The sequence below is a fragment of the Stenotrophomonas sp. LC732 genome, from assembly GCF_052446685.1.
GTDB classification, from domain to species: domain Bacteria; phylum Pseudomonadota; class Gammaproteobacteria; order Xanthomonadales; family Xanthomonadaceae; genus Stenotrophomonas; species Stenotrophomonas muris.
This window is the reverse complement of sequence record NZ_CP199214.1, coordinates 1875974-1892224: the sequence shown is the minus strand read 5'-3', so window position 1 is coordinate 1892224 and position 16251 is coordinate 1875974. Positions and strand designations below refer to the sequence as shown.

Sequence of the window (16251 nt, the reverse complement as noted above, 5' to 3'; positions counted from 1 at the left end):
CGGACAGGCTAAACCTTGCCATCGTGGGAAGGTCAAATCCAGCCTGTCCGCAGTTCCTGAATGGGCACCCGGGTGTCCATATCCACGCATGGCGTGGACCTACCGGCGGAGGCAGGTCACCTCAGAAGGTGAACACATACTCCAACGCGAACTCGCGGCCGACCGCGCCCAGCAGGCGGGTCGGAGCGAAGTCGTAATCCAGCTTGTACGGGTCCTTGTGGTTCCAGCTGGCGGCGTTGAAGGCGTTGTTGACGTACACGTTTACCTTCGCGTGTTCGGTCAGCTGGTAGCCCACGTTGAAGTTCCAGGTGATGAACGGCCCCACTCGACCGTAGTAGCGCGCCGTCTGCTGCCCGGCGTTGGGGTTCGGGTTCACCGAACCATCCGGCAGCCGTGCCGGCTCCAGGCAGTTCAGCGACGGGCTGTCACTGGGCACGTAGCCATCGGCGAACGGCAGGCAGCCACCAGGGTTGTCCAGGCGGTCGGTACCCCAGTGGTAGCGCACGCCCGGCACCGAACCGATGCGGTCGGCATAGACATTGGCGTTCCAGTTGCCGCGCTGCCAGGCCAGGCTCGCGCGCAGCTTGCTGCGCAGGTCGCGATCGCGGCGTTCCGGATTCGGGTCGGCGGCGTAGCGTTGCTCCTTGGTCGAGATCTGGTTGGTGTAGTTCACGCCCAGCTGGAAGCTGCCCCACTGCGCGGTTTCCAGGCGATAGCGCGCGGTCAGGTCGATGCCGCGCACCTCGCGGCTGGCCAGGTTGAACGGGCCGCGCTCGATCGATACCAGGCGACCGTTGCTGTCACGGTTCACGCGGGCCAGGATGCCGGCGCAGTACTCGCCACCGGCCGGGTTGGCCCATGGCGTACCGTCCATGTTCTTGCCGGTCAGGCAGCCGGCCTCGCTGGCCAGCACCTCATCGGCGCCGACGTCGACGATCATGTCTTCCAGCTTGATCGCCCAGTAGTCGGCACTGACCGACAGGTTCGGCAGCACGTCCCAGACGAAGCCGACCGTCCACGAATCACCGGTCTCCGAGCGCAGCAGCGGCGTCCCACGCCGGTTCACGTCGAACGTGTACCAGACGTCGGTGTTGCCCACGCCACAGTTGTTGACCAGGTACGCGCCGCTCTGGATGCAGCGCAGGCGGTCATAGGTCTGCACTTCCGAACTGCTCGGCTGGCCCAGCAGGTAATGCATGTCCGGCGCATGGAAGCTGGTGGCGTACGAGCCACGCACCAGCAGCGATTCGACCGGGCGCCATTCCAGGCCGACGTTCCAGGTGGTTTCCTTCTGGCTGCCGATGTCCAGCGCTTCGCTGCTGTCGTCGGCCTTGTAGTTGCCATAGCGGTCGTAGCGCGCGGCCGCAGTGGCGGTCACGCTGTCCAGCAGCGGGATCTTGAACTCGACGCCGGCCGAGTAGCGGGTACGCTCGCCGCCGCCGCGATCGACATTCTGCAGGTCGAAGTCGATGCCAGCGCGCGGGTCCGGACTGAGGTGATAGCCCTGCTGCGCGACTTCAGCCACCGCCGCAAACGAAATCGGGCCGGCCCAGCCCTGGAACAGCTCGCCGGTGATATCCGCCGACGCCTGGTTGACCCATGACGCCGCGCGGTTCTTCGCCACGGTCCCCATCTGCCAGTACTGGTCCGGCGTCAGCGGGTTCCACCAGCGCGATTCGTTCAACGCATAGATCGCCTCGCCATCGGCGGTGGTGCCCAGGCGCGGGCCAAGGAAGTAGTCATACGACTTCTGCTTGTCGACCACGTTCTGCCGTTCTTCCACGCGGTAATAGGAACGCCCCACCGTGGCACTCCAGTCAAAACGGTCGGCCAGACGCCCGCGCAGGCCCGCGCTCCAGTCCCAGGACAGTTCGCGGTTGGTGTTGCGCAGCGTATCCAGGCCCCCGACTTCGTTCGGGGTGAACTGGCGCACGCCCAGGATCGGCCGGTTGCGGTTGGCATCCCAGTAATAGCCGTTGTCATCGTCGATCAGCGACACGCCGGGCGGATTGGTGCCCCAGATCGCTTCGGAGCGATACACCGCCAGGTTGGTCCAGGCCTGCAGGTCATTGCTGAAATCGAAGGTGGCGTACAGGTTTCCGGACACGTTCTCGGCGCCGCCGGTAAGCAGCCAGTTGGCGTAGTCGGCGCTCATGCCGCACAGGCGGCCGGTGTTGGTGATGCGGTTGGCGGCGTAGTTGTAGACCAATCGATCGGCGGTGTAATACTCGCCGTCGAATTTTTCGCAGGTGCCGGTGGGCGGCGCCAGGCGCTGGCCCGTGGTCGGATCGATCAGCGCCAGACCGGCGGTGGGACGGAAGCCGACCTTGCGTTGTTCCATGTTCCAGGACGGGTACGGCGCATCGTCGGCATCGTCCATCTGCGGGCGATCACGCCCGAACAGCGGGTCGCGCTTGGTGTACTGCAGCGCGTAGGTCACGCTCCAGTTGTCGCCGGTCTTGCCACCGGCCCAGGACAGATCCCAGGTATCACGTCCGCCTTCGCTGGAAGTGCCGCCGCGCACGCGCACTTCGTCGCCGTCGTAATTGGTTTTGAGGATGACGTTGACCACGCCGGCGATCGCATCCGAACCGTAGATGGCCGAGGCGCCACCGGTCAGCACTTCAATGCGCTCCACCGCCGCGGCCGGAATGTTGCCGTAGTTGGAGAAGTTGGTTTCGCCACCGTAGGGCAGCGGGTAATCCGCTACACGACGGCCATTGACCAGCAGCAGCGAGCGGTTCGGGCCCATCCCGCGCAGGTTCAGGCCGCTGGCATTGGGCGTATGCGAGCCCCATTGCGATGCGGCTTCAACGGTGCCTGTGGCCTCGGTGAGGGTCTTCAGCGCGTCGTACACGCTGACAAAGCCTTCCTTCTGGATCTGCGCGGCGGTGATCACGTTGACCGGCGCCGGGCCCTCGACGCTGGCGCGCTTGATGCGCGAGCCGGTGACGGTGACCGCGTCCAGATCCTTGGTGGACGAACTGGCAGCTTCCTGCGCGCTGGCCGCCAGCGGCAACAGGGCCAGGATCAGGGCCTGGGACAGCAGGTGGCGACGCTTGTGGACGATCTGAGCCATGGGTGGTTGCTCTTCGAAGATGTGGACGCACGGGCGGACGGTGGCGCGGCACTACGACGGATCCAGGCGCTTGGATCGGTTCACGACCGATATGGCACCTCCCCTGTGGATCGATCGAAACTAAAGCACAGCTGAACCACGCCCGGCATGCGGCAACGCAGCAACAGCCGGCGGATTGCCGCTATCGGCTGCCGGTGTCCAGAACAATCAAAGAGTTGCGACGCATCGCTGACAGAACGGCGCACGAAGTAGTGACATGATCACGACAATCGCGCGCGGAACGGTTTTGTCCGTCGCGTGCCTGCGGCCGGGGTTGCGACAGGGGTCAGATCCCTTCGCAGAAGGGATCTGACCCCGGGCCATGCCCGACGGATTCGATCAGTCCAGCGCCTGCCGCAGCGCGGCCACGGTAGCGGCGGCGGTCTGGCTCCAGTCCGGGTCCAGACCGCGCAGCGCCGGGTTCTGGAACTGCATCGCCGAGCGGCGCAGGCCTTTTGCGGAGGCGTGCAGTTCGGTACAGCCGGTCTGCCGCGCGACGGTTGCGATGTTGCCCGGGGCCAATCCGGCGCCAGCCATCACCGTGATGCGCCCCGCCGCCTGGGTGACCAGGCCCGCCAGCACATCGGCACCGGCCTCGGCGCTGGCCTGCCCGCCCGAGGTCAGCACGCGCTGGCAGCCCAGCCTGATCACCTGCTCCAGCGCCGCCGGCAGATCGCGGGCGGCGTCGAAGGCGCGATGGAAGGTCACCTGCAACGGCCCGGCGGCCTGCACCAGTTCCCGGCACAGCGCCAGGTCGATGCCGCCCTGCACGTCCAGCGCGCCGATCACCACGCCATCGCAACCCAGCGCGCGGCACTGCGCGATGTCACGCAGCATCAGTTCGGTTTCCAGCGCGTCGTAGTGGAAGTCGCCCGGGCGTGGCCGCACCAGCACGAACAGCGGAATCGACAGGCGCTCGCGGGCCATCGCGATGCTGGCGAACGACGGCGTGGTGCCGCCCTCGGCCAGGTTGTCGAACAGTTCGATGCGGTCGGCGCCGCCGGCCTGCGCGGCCAGCGCCGAGGCCAGCGAGTTGCTGGCGATCTCCAGGGTCAGCCGCGTACTCACGCCTGGGTGCTCGTGTAGATCGACGGCGAGTCACGCAGGTCATCCTGGCGCTGCGCATCGCACACCGCATAGACGAAGCCACGATGCAGCGCGTAGGCACCGACCTCGCCCTGCTTGTTCATGGCCAGGAAGCACACCTGCAACGTTCTGCTCGCTTCCGGGCGCTTGCGCACCACGCGGTCGATGGCTTCACGGCAGGCCTGCGCCGGTGAACGCCCCTGGCGCATCAGCTCGACCACCAGAAACGAAGCCGCGTTGCGGATCATCTCTTCACCCACCCCCGAAGCAGTGGCCGCGCCGACGTCGTTGTCGACGTACAGGCCGGCGCCGATGATCGGACTGTCGCCAACGCGACCGTGCAGTTTCCACGCCATGCCGCTGGTGGTGCAGGCACCGGCCAGCTGGCCCTTGGCATCCAGTGCCAGCATGCCGATGGTGTCGTGGTTGTCGCTGTTGCCGGGAATGCCACGGCGCTCGGCATTGATCTGCGGCTGGTACTTCTCGGTCTTCAGCCACTCGCGCCAGGCCGCTTCGGCCTGCGGCGTCAGCAGATGCTTGCGCTCGAACCCCTGCTGCACCGCGAACTGCTGCGCGCCCTCGCCGACCAGCAGCACATGCGGGCTGTTCTCCATCACTTTGCGGGCCACCGACACCGGATGCAGGATGTCCACCAGCGCGGCCACTGCACCACAACGGCCATCGCCGTCCATGATGCTCGCATCCAGGCTCAGCACGCCGTCGCGATCCGGATTGCCGCAATGGCCAACGGTAGGGTTGCACAGCTCGCTCTCGGCCCAGCGTGCGCCCGCCTCCACCGCATCCAGCGCGCTGCCACCCTGCGCCAGCACCTTCCACGCGGCCTGGTTGGCCGGTACGCCGAAGTCCCAGGTGGAGACCACCCGGGCCCCACCCTGCGTGCGCGCCTGCACGCCCGGCAATGCCGCCATGCCTGCGGCCAGTGCACCGGCCTGCAGGAACTGCCTGCGATCCACCATTTTCCCCTCCCAGTCTGCAATGCACGGCCGGCCCGATGCCAACCCTGCCGATCAGTCGTGCGTGGGCTGCCGTGCGGCGTGCCAGACCGCTGCGCCGAGCACGCCCAGCTGGCCATGCTCCACGCGCCACACCGGCACCTGGCGCAGCACCTCGGTCAGCACGCCCTTGTTGAGGAAGCGCTCACGGAAGCGGCCATCGGCCAGGAAATCCTGCACATGCGCGGAAATGCCACCGGCCAGGTACACCGAGCGCGCGCCGACGGCGATCGCCGCGTCGCCGGCCAGGCTGCCCAGCCACGCACAGAAGACCTGCAACGTTTCCACCGCCAGTGCATCCTCACCGCCACGCGCGGCGCCGATCAGCGCCTCCGTACTGGTCCACACCGGGGTGACGCCGCGCAGTTCGCACAGGCACGGATACAGGTTCATCAGGCCGCTGCCGGACAGCACGCGCTCGTTGTCCACGTGCGGCCAACGCTGCAGCAGACGGCCCAGCACCTGCAGTTCCAGCGCGTTGCCGGCGCCCAGCGCGGCATGACCGATCTCGCTGGCCAGCACCGGACGCTCGCCATCAGCGAAACGCAGCGCGGCGCCCAGCCCGGTACCCGCGCCCAGTACCAGCGCCGGGAAGGCCTGCGCCGGATCGGCGTCGCCGTTCAGTGGCACCAGGGTTTCCGGCTGCAGGTAGGGGATGGCCAGCGCCACCGCTTCGAAATCATTGATCAGCTGCAGTTCGTGCAGCCCGGACTGCGCGCGGGTGGCCGACAGCGAGACCGTCCACGGCAGGTTCGAGTTGATCAGCACATCGCCATCCAGCAGGCCAGCGATGGCGACCACCGCGGTCTGCACCGGTTGGCCGAGGCCGGCGGTGAAATCGGCCAGGATCGCGGCCAGGCTGGAATGCTCGGCACAGGCATAGGTACGGTGGCTGCCCAGCAGCGGCGTCTGGCCGGGTCGGGTTTCTGCCAGCGCGAGCCGGGCAAAGGTGCCGCCGACATCGGCGACGACCAGACGGCGCGGAAGACCGCCGCGGGCGGAGTCGGAGGAAACCGTTGACGCTGCTGCGATGGTCACGCTGGCCTGCTTGGATCGATTGAATCGCCCCGATTCTCAGGCATCGGGACGGCTTTGCCTAGCGCGCCGGTGGTTCAGGTGAACCTACATGCCTTCCTCTTCGGCCACCTGCACCCCATCCACCAGCACGCGCAGGCGCTGCGGGCGGAAGCCGGCGAACAACAGCGGCCGGGTGCGCTCGACCAGCACTTCGTGGCCGGCGATGTGGCGCAGCCACGACTGTACCAGCGAGAACGAGAAGTGGGTGCCCGGATGCAGCGGGTGCTGCACCCAGACCTTCTCGGTGGCGCTCTGCAGCAGCATCGCGCCGGTGAACCAGTGGCGGCTGAGGGTCACCGGCGTGGTGCCGGCCATGAAGCGGATATCCATGCGGGATCCTTTCGCTGGAGCGCTGGTGCGTGGGGGTCAGGGCTGGGCAGTCTGCAGGCTGTAGCTGGTGGTGGCGGTGAACACTGCGCCATCAGGCTGGGTGGAGCGTACTTCGACCTTATGGCTGCCCACTGCAAGATCGGTCGGCAGCGCGCCGCGCCACAGGTGCGGCGACGCAGTGGCCTCGGGCGAACGGTCGTAGCCGCGCAGGCTGCTGGCCAGATCATCGGCCACGTTCTCCACCATCAGGCGCGGGTCGGGCTGGCTGACCTGCTTCATCGGCTGCCAGGCGCCGCCATCGACACGGTACTCGACCACGCTCCGATCCTCGCCCATGTAGACGTTGGCGTAGACACCCCACGCCGGGTAGGCCCCCTGGCGCAGCACCTTCGGCGCGTGCAGGCCGATCTGCTCGCTGGCCGGCCTGCCGGCCACGCGGTACTGCAGGCGATAGCTGCCGTTGCCGGCCACGTCGAGCAATGCATAGCCCTTCGGCGTGCCGTCGCTCATGGTGCTGTCCGGCACGCCAGCGGCATTCTTCACGCCCGACCAGAACGCACCGCAGTTGGCACCGACGTTGTATTCGTGCAGCGGCTTGTCGCCGTTCCAGCCCTCGGCCTTGCCGTGGTAGACGTGCTGCTGGGTGTGGCTGTGGCCGCTGAGCACCAGTACGTTGCGGAAGTCCTTCAGCAGGTCGAACAGGCGCTGGCGGTCAGCATGGCGGAAGGTCTCGCGCCCCGGCGCCGCGTCGAACAGCGGGATGTGCATGCCCAGCACCAGCAGGCGGTCCTTGTGCAGGCCCTTCAGGTAGCTGGCGAGGAAGGCGAACTGGTCTTCGCGCAGGCCGCCGACGTACTTCGGCCTGGCCTTGGGGTCGTACACCACGTCGTCCAGGAACACGAAACTGGCGCCGCCCTCTTCCACCGCGTAGGTGTCCGGGCCGTAGATGTTGCGCCAGCTGTCCAGTGAGTGTTCGTCGCTGGCCGCATCGAAGTCGAGGTCATGGTTGCCCGGCACGTGGAACCACGGCACGCCGAGTTCGGTGGTGACCTTGTTGATCGCCGGGTACAGGGTCAGGTCGTCGTTGACGATGTCGCCCAGGGTGGTGCCCATGCGTGCCCTGGTCTGGCCGACCAGTGGCGCCACGATCGACTGCTGGTAGTAGCCGATGTCCTTCAGGCTGGCGGTCTGCGAATCGGTGAATACCAGCATCTGGAAACCACGACGGCTGTTATGCCGATCCGACTGCAGGGCGAAGTCCCAGTTGCGGGTGACGTCGCTGGTCGCGGCGATGCCGCCGTACTTCAGCGCCGGCGAGCCGTTCGGGCGGTAGTGGCGCCAGAACGAAGGCAGGCCGTCCGCCGCCTTCGGGAAGGCGTAGGCATCGGGCTTGATCACGAATACGGTCTGGCCGTCGCGCACCGGCAGGCTGTAGCTGCCGTCAGCGGCAGTCTTGACGATGGTCTCGCCGTTGGAAACCTGCACCCCGGCCAGGCCCGGATCGGTCGCACCGCGGCCGGGCTTGCCGTCACGCTCCAGATAGACCTTGCCGCTGACCACGGTGTCCGCGGCCCAGGCCGGCGAGGTCAGCAACAGGCAGCACAGCCAGGCGGCAGGCAGTTTCATGGGCGGTCCGGGAAAGAAGAAGACCACCTATTGTAGAGCCGAGCCATGCTCGGCTGCATTGCAGAGGTGGGTGCGGACCGTTGGTCCGTACGCCTTCCTCAACGATGGCGTTTTTCCAGCACCGCGCGCGCATCATCCAGCGACAGCCCGCGCGCGCGCAGCAGCACCAGCAGGTGGTACAGCAGGTCCGACGCCTCGCCCAGCAATGCCTCATCATCCTGCGCCACGGCGGCCAATGCGGTCTCCACGCCCTCCTCACCCACCTTCTGCGCGATGCGGCGGATGCCGCCTTCAAACAGGCTGGTGGTGTAGCTGCCGGGAGGGCGCTGCGCGTCACGCATGGCCACCAGCTGGCCCAGCCCACCCAGGAAATCCTTCGGCGCCTGGTCGAAACAGCTCTCGGCACCGGTGTGGCAGGTCGGCCCGGCCGGGCGCGCCATCACCAGCAGCGTATCGGCGTCGCAGTCGACACGGATCGACTGCACCACCAGCACGTTGCCGGACTGCTCGCCCTTGGTCCACAACCGCTGCTTGCTGCGGCTGAAAAAGGTCATGTGGCCGATGGCCAGCGTAGCCGCCAGCGATTCGGCGCTGACATAGCCCAGCATCAGCACCTGCAGGGTATCGGCATCCTGCACCACGGCCGGCAGCAGGCCGTCGCCCTTGCCCCAGTCCAGCGCCTGCAGCGCATCCAGCGATGGCCTCACTTCAATAGACATCCCGCACCTCGATCTGCTGTCCGCGCAGGTAGCGCTTCAATTCTGGAATGGCGATGGCGCCGCTGTGGAACACACTGGCCGCCAACGCACCGTCGACGTCGGCCTGGTCGAAGGCGTCGGCGAAGTGCTCCATCGCTCCGGCACCACCGGAGGCAATCAGCGGCACCTGGCACAGCGCCCGCGCCTGCTGCAGCTGCACGACATCGTAGCCACGGCGCACACCGTCGCTGTCCATGCAGTTCAGCACGATCTCACCGGCTCCACGCCGTTGCGCTTCGACGATCCAGTCGAGCGTGCGCAGCGGCACCGCCTGGGTCTTGTCCGGATCGCCGCTGAAACGACGCACCCGCCATTGTCCGTCGGCCTCGCGCACCGAATCGACCCCCACCACAACGCACTGCACGCCGAACTCGTCCGCCAGCTCGGTGATCAGCTCCGGCCGGCCCAGCGCCGGCGAATTGATCGACACCTTGTCGGCACCGGCGAACAGCACGCGGCGCGCGGTTTCCACGCTGTCGATGCCACCGGCCACACAGAACGGAATGTCGATCAGGCGCGCGATGCGCTCGATCCAGGCGACGTCAACCGACCGTGCCTCGGGGCTGGCGCCGATGTCATAGAACACCAGCTCGTCCGCGCCCTGGTCGCGATAGCGCTGTGCCAACTCGGCGATGTCGCCCATGTCGACGTGATCGCGGAAGCGCACGCCCTTGACCACGCGGCCATCGCGCACGTCCAGGCACGGAATGATGCGGCGGCTCAACATGCCAACGCCTCGCTCAGGTCCATGCGCTGCTCCAGCAGTGCCTTGCCGAGGATGGCACCTCCGCAGCCGGCGGCACGCGCCTCGGCCACATCGGCCACGTCACGGATGCCACCGGACGCCTGCACCGCCACACCCGGCAACAGCGCCGACAGGTGCTGGTAGAGGCTGATGTTGGGCCCGGCCAGCATGCCGTCGCGGGCGATGTCGGTGCACAGCAGATGGCGCATGCCGGCGCGCGCGTAGCGCCGGGCCAGGTCATCCAGGGTCACCCCGGCGTTCTCGGTCCATCCGTGCACCGGCAGCTGCCACTGCCCCTGTGCGTCCTGGCGCGCGTCCAGCGCAATCGTGATGCGATCGGCGCCGAATTCCTCCAGCCAGCCGACCACTTCATCGGGACGACGCACCGCCAGCGAACCCACCACCACGCGGCCGGCGCCAGCGTCGAGGATGCGCGCCACATCATCGCGGCCGCGCACGCCACCGCCGGTCTGCACCTGCAGCGGGGTCTGCGCACGAATGGATGCCAACAGCGGCGCCAGCGTGTAGCCACCGGCCCGTGCGGCATCCAGGTCGACCAGATGCATCCACTGCGCGCCCTGCGCGGCGAAGGCCTGCGCGCGCGGCAGAGGGTCATCCCCATAGGAGGTTTCCTGCGCGTAGTCGCCCTGGCGCAGCCGCACCACGCGGCCGTCGCGGATATCCAGCGCGGGGTAGACGATGAAACTCATGCAGCAGTGCCCTCGAGGAAGTTGCGCAGCATCAGCGAGCCGGTCTCGCCGGAGCGCTCGGGATGGAACTGTGCGCCGTAGTAGCGCCCCTGCTCCACCACGGCGGTGAACAGGCCACCGTGGTCGCAGGCAGCGACGGTGTGGGTATTGAGCGGCGCCGCATAGCTGTGCACGAAGTAGGCGCTGGCGCGTTCCGGCACGCCCTGCAGCAACAGCGATTCGCGCAGCGGCAGCAGGCGGTTCCAGCCCATGTGCGGCACGCGGATGCCACAGGCCGGCACCAGCTTGCGTACCACGCCCGGAATCAGTCCCAGTGTCTCTACGCCCGCTTCCTCGGAGCGTTCGAACAGCAGCTGCATGCCCAGGCAGATGCCCATCAACGGCACCTCCAGTCGCTGCAGCGGTTCCACCAGGCCCTGAGCGTGCAGGCGCTGCATGCCGGGACCGGCGGCGCCGACGCCGGGCAGGATCACCCGCCGCGCACCAACCAGGCCGTCCGCATCGCGCACCAGCCGCACCGTCGCGCCCAGGCGCTCCAGTGCGTAGCGCACCGAGCCCAGGTTGGCGCCACCGGCATCGATCAGCGCAACATCGCTCACAGCGCCCCCTTGGTACTCGGCAGTGCCGTGCCCTGCCGGGCCAGCGCCGGACGCAGCGCACGCGCCAGCGCCTTGAAGCAGGCCTCCACCTTGTGGTGATCATTGTCGCCGCGCACCTGCAGGTTGAGGTTCAAACCGCTGGCATCGCACAGCGAACGGAAGAAGTGCGGCACCAGCTCGGTCGGCATATCGCCCACGCGCTCGCGCTTGAACTCGCCCTCGAACACGAAATAGGGACGGCCGCTGAAGTCCAGCGCAGCGCTGGCCAGGGTCTCGTCCATGGGCAGGGTGAAGCCGTAACGGCCAATGCCGCGCTTGTCGCCCAACGCCTCGCGCAGGGCCTGGCCCAGGGCCAGCCCGGTGTCCTCGATGGTGTGGTGCTCGTCGATGTGCAGGTCACCCTCGGCCTGGATGTCCAGCGCGAAGCCGCCGTGCTTGCCGATCTGCTCCAGCATGTGGTCGAAGAACGGCAGGCCGGTGGCAATGCGTGCATCGCCCGCGCGGTCCAGGTCCAGCTCAACGCGGATCTTCGTTTCTTTGGTGTTGCGCTGGACAACGGCGGTGCGCGGCGCGTCGGCCAGCGCATGGGCGATGCCCGGCCAGTCCCACTCCCCACCAAACTGCGCGGTGCGCAGCTGGAAACCACGGATGTTGAGGTTGGCGGCAAACTGCAGGTCGGTGATCCGGTCACCGACCATGCCCGAGCGTGCCCAGTCGATGCTGCGGTCCTGCAGGTAGGCGGTCATCAGGCCGATGCCCGGCTTGCGGGTCGGCGCATTGTCCTGCGGCCAGCTGGAATCGATCAGCACGTCACGGAAGGTGATGCCCTGGCTCTCGAAGATCTGCAGCATCAGGTCGTTGGGGCCATCGAAGCTGGCGCGCGGGTAGCTGTCGCTGCCGAGGCCGTCCTGGTTGGTGACGATCACGAACTGGTAGCCGGCATCACGCAGCTTCAGCAGCGCCGGGATCACCTGCGGCACGAAGCGCAGCTTTTCGTAGGCGTCGATCTGGAAGTCGGACGGCTCCTCGATGAGGGTACCGTCGCGGTCAATGAACAGGATCGGGGTCATGCTGCGGCCCTCCGCGCCGACAGGGCCGCAAGCACGCGGTCATTCTCTTCGGGGCTGCCGATGCTGATGCGCAGCGCATCACCCAGCTGCGGCGCAGCGCGCTGGTCGCGCACCACCACGCCCGCAGCCAGCAGCGTATCGAACGCGGACTGGGGATCGGCGAAACGGACCAGCAGGTAGTTGCCGGCCGAGGCATACACCCGGCACACGCCGGGCAGGCCGGCGAGGGCTGCACGCAGGCGCTCGCGCTCGGCGATCACCGTGGTCACGCGCTCGGCGGTGCGCGCCAGCGCGGCCGGCTGCAGTGCCTGCACGGCCAGTTCCGCGCACGGCGTCGGCACCGGGTACGGCGCCTGGCAGCGACGCAGCAGGGCAATCAGCTCCGGGGCAGCGATCAGCGTGCCAACGCGGGCGGCCGCGAGCGCGTGCGCCTTCGACAGCGTGCGCAGCACCGCCAGATTGGCGTGCGCGGCCAGCAACGTGGTCGCCGACGGCCGTTGTGCATACTCGACATAGGCCTCGTCCACCACGACCAGCGCCTGCCCGCGCAGCGCAACCGCCACGCGCTCGACCTCATCCAGGGCGATGTCACTGCCGGCCGGGTTCGACGGCGCACACAGGAACACCAGCTTGGCACCCTGCGCCTTGGCCGCGTCGATCACCGCATCCAGATCGGTGCGCAGTCCATCCTCGCTGTCCACCAGCGGCACTTCAATCAAGGCGGCACCCTGCAGGCGTACGCAGACGGCGTACATGCCAAACACCGGCGGCGTGACCAGCACGCCATCGCGACCCGGCACGCACAGCGCGCGCACCAGCAGATCAATGGCTTCGTCGCTGCCGCGACCGATCAGCAGCTGCTGTGGCGTCACGCCGTACAGCGCCGCCAGTCCCTCGCGCAGCGCGAGCGGCTGCGGCTCCGGATAGCGCCGGCTGCTGCCTGCGGTATCGGCCGCATTGGCCCAGGCCGACTCATTGGCATTCAACCAGACCTCGCCCTGCACCGCCGCGCTGCGTGCCGAGCTGTAGCCGGCGAAGGCCTGCAGGTCCGGGCGCACCAGTGCCAGCACCTCATCGATCGCCGCGCTCATGCCGCCACCTCCATGCGCAACGCAACGGCACGCTCGTGCGCATCCAGGCCTTCGGCACGGGCGATGATGCGCGCGCAGCCGCCGATCGCGGCCAGGCCGGCGGCGCTGGCGCTCTGCACGCTGATCAGGTTCTGGAAGCTGGCAACGCTCACGCCGCTGTAGGCACGCGCGGCACCGGCGGTGGGCAATACGTGGTTGGTGCCGCTGCAGTAGTCACCCAGTGCTTCGGGGGTGTAATCGCCCAGGAACACCGAGCCGGCCGCCTGCACCTTGTCCAGCCATGCGCGCGGATCACGCAGGGCCAGGATCAGGTGTTCTGGTGCATAGCGGTTGCTGATCGCGAACGCCTCGTCCAACGAATCAACCTGCACCAGCCGCGATGCCGACAGTGCCTGCCGCGCGATCTGCTGGCGCGGCAGCAGGGCCACCTGGCGCTCAACCTCGGCTTCGACCGCCGCCAGCATCACGGCGTCGTCGGTCAGCAGCAGCACCTGCGAATCCGGACCGTGCTCGGCCTGCGACAGCAGGTCGGCGGCGACGAACGCCGGATTGGCGCCAGCATCGGCAATCACCAGCACCTCCGAAGGACCGGCAGGCATGTCGATGGCGGCGGCGCCGTCCTGTGCGACCTGCTGCTTGGCTTCGGTAACGAAGCTGTTGCCCGGCCCGAACAGCTTGTCGCAGGCCGGAATGCTGGCCGTGCCATAGGCCATCGCCGCGATCGCCTGCGCGCCGCCCAGCTTGAACACGCGCTGCACGCCGGTCAGGCGGGCGGCTACCAGCACTGCCGGATCGGCACTGCCGTCGGCGCGCGGCGGGGTGCACAGCACCACCTGCGGGCAACCGGCCAGCTGCGCCGGAACGCCCAGCATCAACGCGGTGGACGGCAACGGCGCGCTGCCAGCCGGTACGTACAGGCCCACCCGGCCGATCGGGCGCAGCATGCGTTCGCAGACCACGCCCGGCGCGGTTTCAACTGCATAGCCTTTGCCCATGCCAGCGGCGTGGAAGCGCGCAATGCGTTCGGCGGCGTCCACCATCGCCTGTCGCAGTTCGGCGGGCACGGCGGCTTCGGCAGCGGCGAATTCGGCTTCGGAAACTTCAAACGAGGCCAGCTCGACGCCATCGAAACGCGCCGTAATCGCACGCAGCGCATCGTCGCCCTGTGCACGCACCTGCGCGATCAGGGCCGCTACGGCATCGCGGGTCTGCTGCGCCACTGCCTGCACCGGGCGGGTCAATGCCGCGCTGCGCGCGGCCTCATCAAGTCGGGACCAGATCAGACGGTTCATGCCAGCGATCGCTCCACGCTCAGTACCATCAGGCCCTGCGCGCCCGCGCGCTCGAGTTCTTCCATGCGCTGCCAGCTCAGCGGGCCGGGGCACATGGTCTGCAGGCGCAGCGCGCCACCATCGGCCGGCAGCCGCACCAGCGGCTCGGCATCGGCCAGCAGCTGCGCCAGCGCGTCGACGCGATCTTCGCTGGCACGGAACATCAGCAGCTTGCGGTCCTGGCGCTGCACCACGCCGTCGAGGCGGCGCAGCAGCATCGCGCGCAGCGATGCACGTGCGTCATCCGGCACGCGCATCGCACCAGCCAGCACCGCCTCGCTGTCGAGCAGGTTGTGTACCGGGGTCAACTGGTTGGCACGCAGCGTGGCGCCGCTGGAGACCAGATCGCAGATCAGGTCGGCGGTACCCAGGCGCGGGGCGATTTCCACCGACCCGGACAGCTCGACCACCTGCGCGTCCACGCCCTGCTCCGCCAGCCACTGCTTGAGGATGGCCGGGTAGCTGGTGGCGATGCGGGTGCCGGCCAGCTGCGCCGGACCCTGCCACTGCCATTCCTCGGGCACCGCCAGCATCAGCCGGCACTGGCCGAAGCCCAGCCCGCGCAGCGCCTGGTAGGCGTCCGGCAGGCCGATCTGGCGGCGTGCCGCGGCCTGCTCGTCCAGTTCATTGCGACCGACGATGCCAAGGTCGCAGACGCCATCGGCGATCAGGCCGGGGATGTCGTCGTCGCGCACCAGCAACAGGTCCACCGGCAGCGATTCGCCGTAGCAGAACAGCTTGTCGCGGCTTTCGCGCCAGCTCAGGCCACAGGCGCTGAGCAGGTTGCGGGCGGGCTCGGCCAGCCGGCCACTCTTCTGGATGGCGATACGCAGCCGGTCTCGTGCCGGCGCTGCCTGGGTTGCACTCATGGGGGAGGTCTCGAAGTTCGGAACGGGGCGCGGATCAGCGCGAAGCAAGGCGGTCGATGGCGGCGGCATAGCCTCGATGGCCATGCTCGAGCGTGCGTGCCACCCGTCCGGTGGTGGTCACGCTGACGCCGGTGCGCTCGTGGATCTCGCGGTACGGCACGCCCTGCTGCAGCAGCGGCACCACCTTCCAGCGGTCGGCCATGGCCTCCAGCTCGGCCGGGGTGCACAGGTCGCGCAGGAATGCCTCGACCTGCTCCGGCTCGCGCAGCGCGGCAAAGGCCCGGGCCAGGGCTTCCAGGTCGGCCTTCGGGTCTTTGGCGGCAATCTCGGGGCGGGCTTTCACGGAGTCGGGTCCATGCATCAATGTAATAGCGCGTTAGTACATTAGCGCATTCTTGCGCAGTGCGTCAAATCGGAGCCTCATGGGGTCAGATCCGTTTTCCAAAGGAAAACGGATCTGACCCCTGGACCGGATGCCGGAAATGCAGAACGCCCACCAAAGGGCGGGCGTTCTGCTTTCAAATCAACAACCTGGCTCGACTCAGGGCAGGCAACGCACCTCCGCCTGCAGCGTCCCGCGCCGCAGGCACTCCCCGAACAGGCTGCCCTGCCGGCTCGGCAGGGACTGGATGTTCTGCAACGCCCCTGCACCCGCCGGGCACGTCCGCGAGGCCAGGGCCCGCAGGTCGCCCTCAAGCTGCGCGCGGTCGATCACGTGACAGCGATCAACCTGCAGCCGGTACTGCGCCGGGCCCAGCCGATCACTGCGCAGCACTAGGTCACTCTGGCAGCCCGCCAACAGGAGCACGGTGAGTACCCCTGCGACGG

The 16251-nt window shown here is 68.1% G+C and carries 16 protein-coding genes; all 16 read right to left on the bottom strand.

Annotated elements, in window-relative coordinates:
- Positions 1–121 precede the first annotated feature (121 nt).
- On the bottom strand, positions 122–3079 hold the full coding sequence (locus ACT6SE_RS09165) for a TonB-dependent receptor plug domain-containing protein (protein WP_046430375.1): 2958 nt from the start codon (positions 3077–3079) through the stop codon (positions 122–124).
- A 378-nt stretch (positions 3080–3457) separates the two neighbouring features.
- A complete protein-coding gene (locus tag ACT6SE_RS09160) occupies positions 3458–4186 on the bottom strand; it encodes a copper homeostasis protein CutC (protein ID WP_046430373.1) in 729 nt (242 codons plus the stop codon).
- Entirely contained in the window at positions 4183–5181 is a 999-nt protein-coding gene (locus ACT6SE_RS09155; RefSeq protein ID WP_041863371.1) for a N(4)-(beta-N-acetylglucosaminyl)-L-asparaginase, read from the bottom strand. The genes ACT6SE_RS09160 and ACT6SE_RS09155 overlap by 4 nt, the downstream gene beginning before the upstream one ends.
- 51 nt (positions 5182–5232) lie before the next feature.
- Positions 5233–6255 (bottom strand): glucokinase, encoded by a 1023-nt coding sequence (locus ACT6SE_RS09150; RefSeq protein WP_046430372.1) that lies wholly within the window; start codon positions 6253–6255, stop codon positions 5233–5235.
- An 84-nt stretch (positions 6256–6339) separates the two neighbouring features.
- Positions 6340–6624, bottom strand: a complete 285-nt coding sequence (locus tag ACT6SE_RS09145) for a hypothetical protein (RefSeq protein ID WP_046430369.1) — start codon at positions 6622–6624, stop codon at positions 6340–6342.
- 36 nt (positions 6625–6660) lie between these two features.
- Entirely contained in the window at positions 6661–8250 is a 1590-nt protein-coding gene (locus ACT6SE_RS09140) for a calcineurin-like phosphoesterase C-terminal domain-containing protein (protein WP_046430367.1), read from the bottom strand.
- A gap of 98 nt (positions 8251–8348) precedes the next feature.
- A complete protein-coding gene (gene hisIE / locus ACT6SE_RS09135) occupies positions 8349–8969 on the bottom strand; it encodes a bifunctional phosphoribosyl-AMP cyclohydrolase/phosphoribosyl-ATP diphosphatase HisIE (RefSeq protein ID WP_014646954.1) in 621 nt (206 codons plus the stop codon).
- Positions 8959–9735: an imidazole glycerol phosphate synthase subunit HisF gene (gene hisF / locus ACT6SE_RS09130; RefSeq protein ID WP_014646953.1), complete on the bottom strand. Its 777-nt coding sequence runs from the start codon at positions 9733–9735 to the stop codon at positions 8959–8961. The genes hisIE and hisF overlap by 11 nt, the downstream gene beginning before the upstream one ends.
- Positions 9729–10463, bottom strand: a complete 735-nt coding sequence (gene hisA / locus ACT6SE_RS09125) for a 1-(5-phosphoribosyl)-5-[(5-phosphoribosylamino)methylideneamino]imidazole-4-carboxamide isomerase (RefSeq protein WP_014646952.1) — start codon at positions 10461–10463, stop codon at positions 9729–9731. Before hisA ends, hisF begins: the two co-directional genes overlap by 7 nt.
- Positions 10460–11062 (bottom strand): imidazole glycerol phosphate synthase subunit HisH, encoded by a 603-nt coding sequence (gene hisH / locus ACT6SE_RS09120; RefSeq protein ID WP_032957991.1) that lies wholly within the window; start codon positions 11060–11062, stop codon positions 10460–10462. Before hisH ends, hisA begins: the two co-directional genes overlap by 4 nt.
- A complete protein-coding gene (gene hisB / locus ACT6SE_RS09115; RefSeq protein ID WP_014646950.1) occupies positions 11059–12132 on the bottom strand; it encodes a bifunctional histidinol-phosphatase/imidazoleglycerol-phosphate dehydratase HisB in 1074 nt (357 codons plus the stop codon). Before hisB ends, hisH begins: the two co-directional genes overlap by 4 nt.
- A complete protein-coding gene (gene hisC, locus ACT6SE_RS09110) occupies positions 12129–13223 on the bottom strand; it encodes a histidinol-phosphate transaminase (RefSeq protein WP_046430363.1) in 1095 nt (364 codons plus the stop codon). The genes hisB and hisC overlap by 4 nt, the downstream gene beginning before the upstream one ends.
- Positions 13220–14515 carry a histidinol dehydrogenase gene (gene hisD, locus ACT6SE_RS09105; protein ID WP_046430361.1) on the bottom strand — a complete coding sequence of 432 codons (1296 nt, stop codon included), beginning with the start codon at positions 14513–14515 and terminating at the stop codon, positions 13220–13222. The genes hisC and hisD overlap by 4 nt, the downstream gene beginning before the upstream one ends.
- Positions 14512–15423 carry an ATP phosphoribosyltransferase gene (hisG, locus tag ACT6SE_RS09100; RefSeq protein WP_032957997.1) on the bottom strand — a complete coding sequence of 304 codons (912 nt, stop codon included), beginning with the start codon at positions 15421–15423 and terminating at the stop codon, positions 14512–14514. Before hisG ends, hisD begins: the two co-directional genes overlap by 4 nt.
- Positions 15424–15457: 34 nt before the next feature.
- A complete protein-coding gene (locus tag ACT6SE_RS09095; RefSeq protein WP_005416326.1) occupies positions 15458–15766 on the bottom strand; it encodes a YerC/YecD family TrpR-related protein in 309 nt (102 codons plus the stop codon).
- 198 nt (positions 15767–15964) lie between these two features.
- Positions 15965–16231 (bottom strand): hypothetical protein, encoded by a 267-nt coding sequence (locus tag ACT6SE_RS09090; RefSeq protein ID WP_235319604.1) that lies wholly within the window; start codon positions 16229–16231, stop codon positions 15965–15967.
- Positions 16232–16251 lie beyond the last annotated feature (20 nt).

Excerpts from the sequence above, each read along its gene's own strand:
- ACT6SE_RS09155 (WP_041863371.1), bottom strand. The coding sequence starts at position 5,181 with ATGGTGGATCGCAGGCAGTTCCTGCAGGCCGGTGCACTGGCCGCAGGC.
- hisG (WP_032957997.1), bottom strand. The coding sequence starts at position 15,423 with ATGAGTGCAACCCAGGCAGCGCCGGCACGAGACCGGCTGCGTATCGCC.
- hisIE (WP_014646954.1), bottom strand. The coding sequence starts at position 8,969 with ATGTCTATTGAAGTGAGGCCATCGCTGGATGCGCTGCAGGCGCTGGAC.
- hisB (WP_014646950.1), bottom strand. The coding sequence starts at position 12,132 with ATGACCCCGATCCTGTTCATTGACCGCGACGGTACCCTCATCGAGGAG.
- hisA (WP_014646952.1), bottom strand. The coding sequence starts at position 10,463 with ATGAGTTTCATCGTCTACCCCGCGCTGGATATCCGCGACGGCCGCGTG.
- hisD (WP_046430361.1), bottom strand. The coding sequence starts at position 14,515 with ATGAACCGTCTGATCTGGTCCCGACTTGATGAGGCCGCGCGCAGCGCG.
- ACT6SE_RS09165 (WP_046430375.1), bottom strand. The coding sequence starts at position 3,079 with ATGGCTCAGATCGTCCACAAGCGTCGCCACCTGCTGTCCCAGGCCCTG.
- ACT6SE_RS09140 (WP_046430367.1), bottom strand. The coding sequence starts at position 8,250 with ATGAAACTGCCTGCCGCCTGGCTGTGCTGCCTGTTGCTGACCTCGCCG.
- ACT6SE_RS09145 (WP_046430369.1), bottom strand. The coding sequence starts at position 6,624 with ATGGATATCCGCTTCATGGCCGGCACCACGCCGGTGACCCTCAGCCGC.
- hisC (WP_046430363.1), bottom strand. The coding sequence starts at position 13,223 with ATGAGCGCGGCGATCGATGAGGTGCTGGCACTGGTGCGCCCGGACCTG.
- hisF (WP_014646953.1), bottom strand. The coding sequence starts at position 9,735 with ATGTTGAGCCGCCGCATCATTCCGTGCCTGGACGTGCGCGATGGCCGC.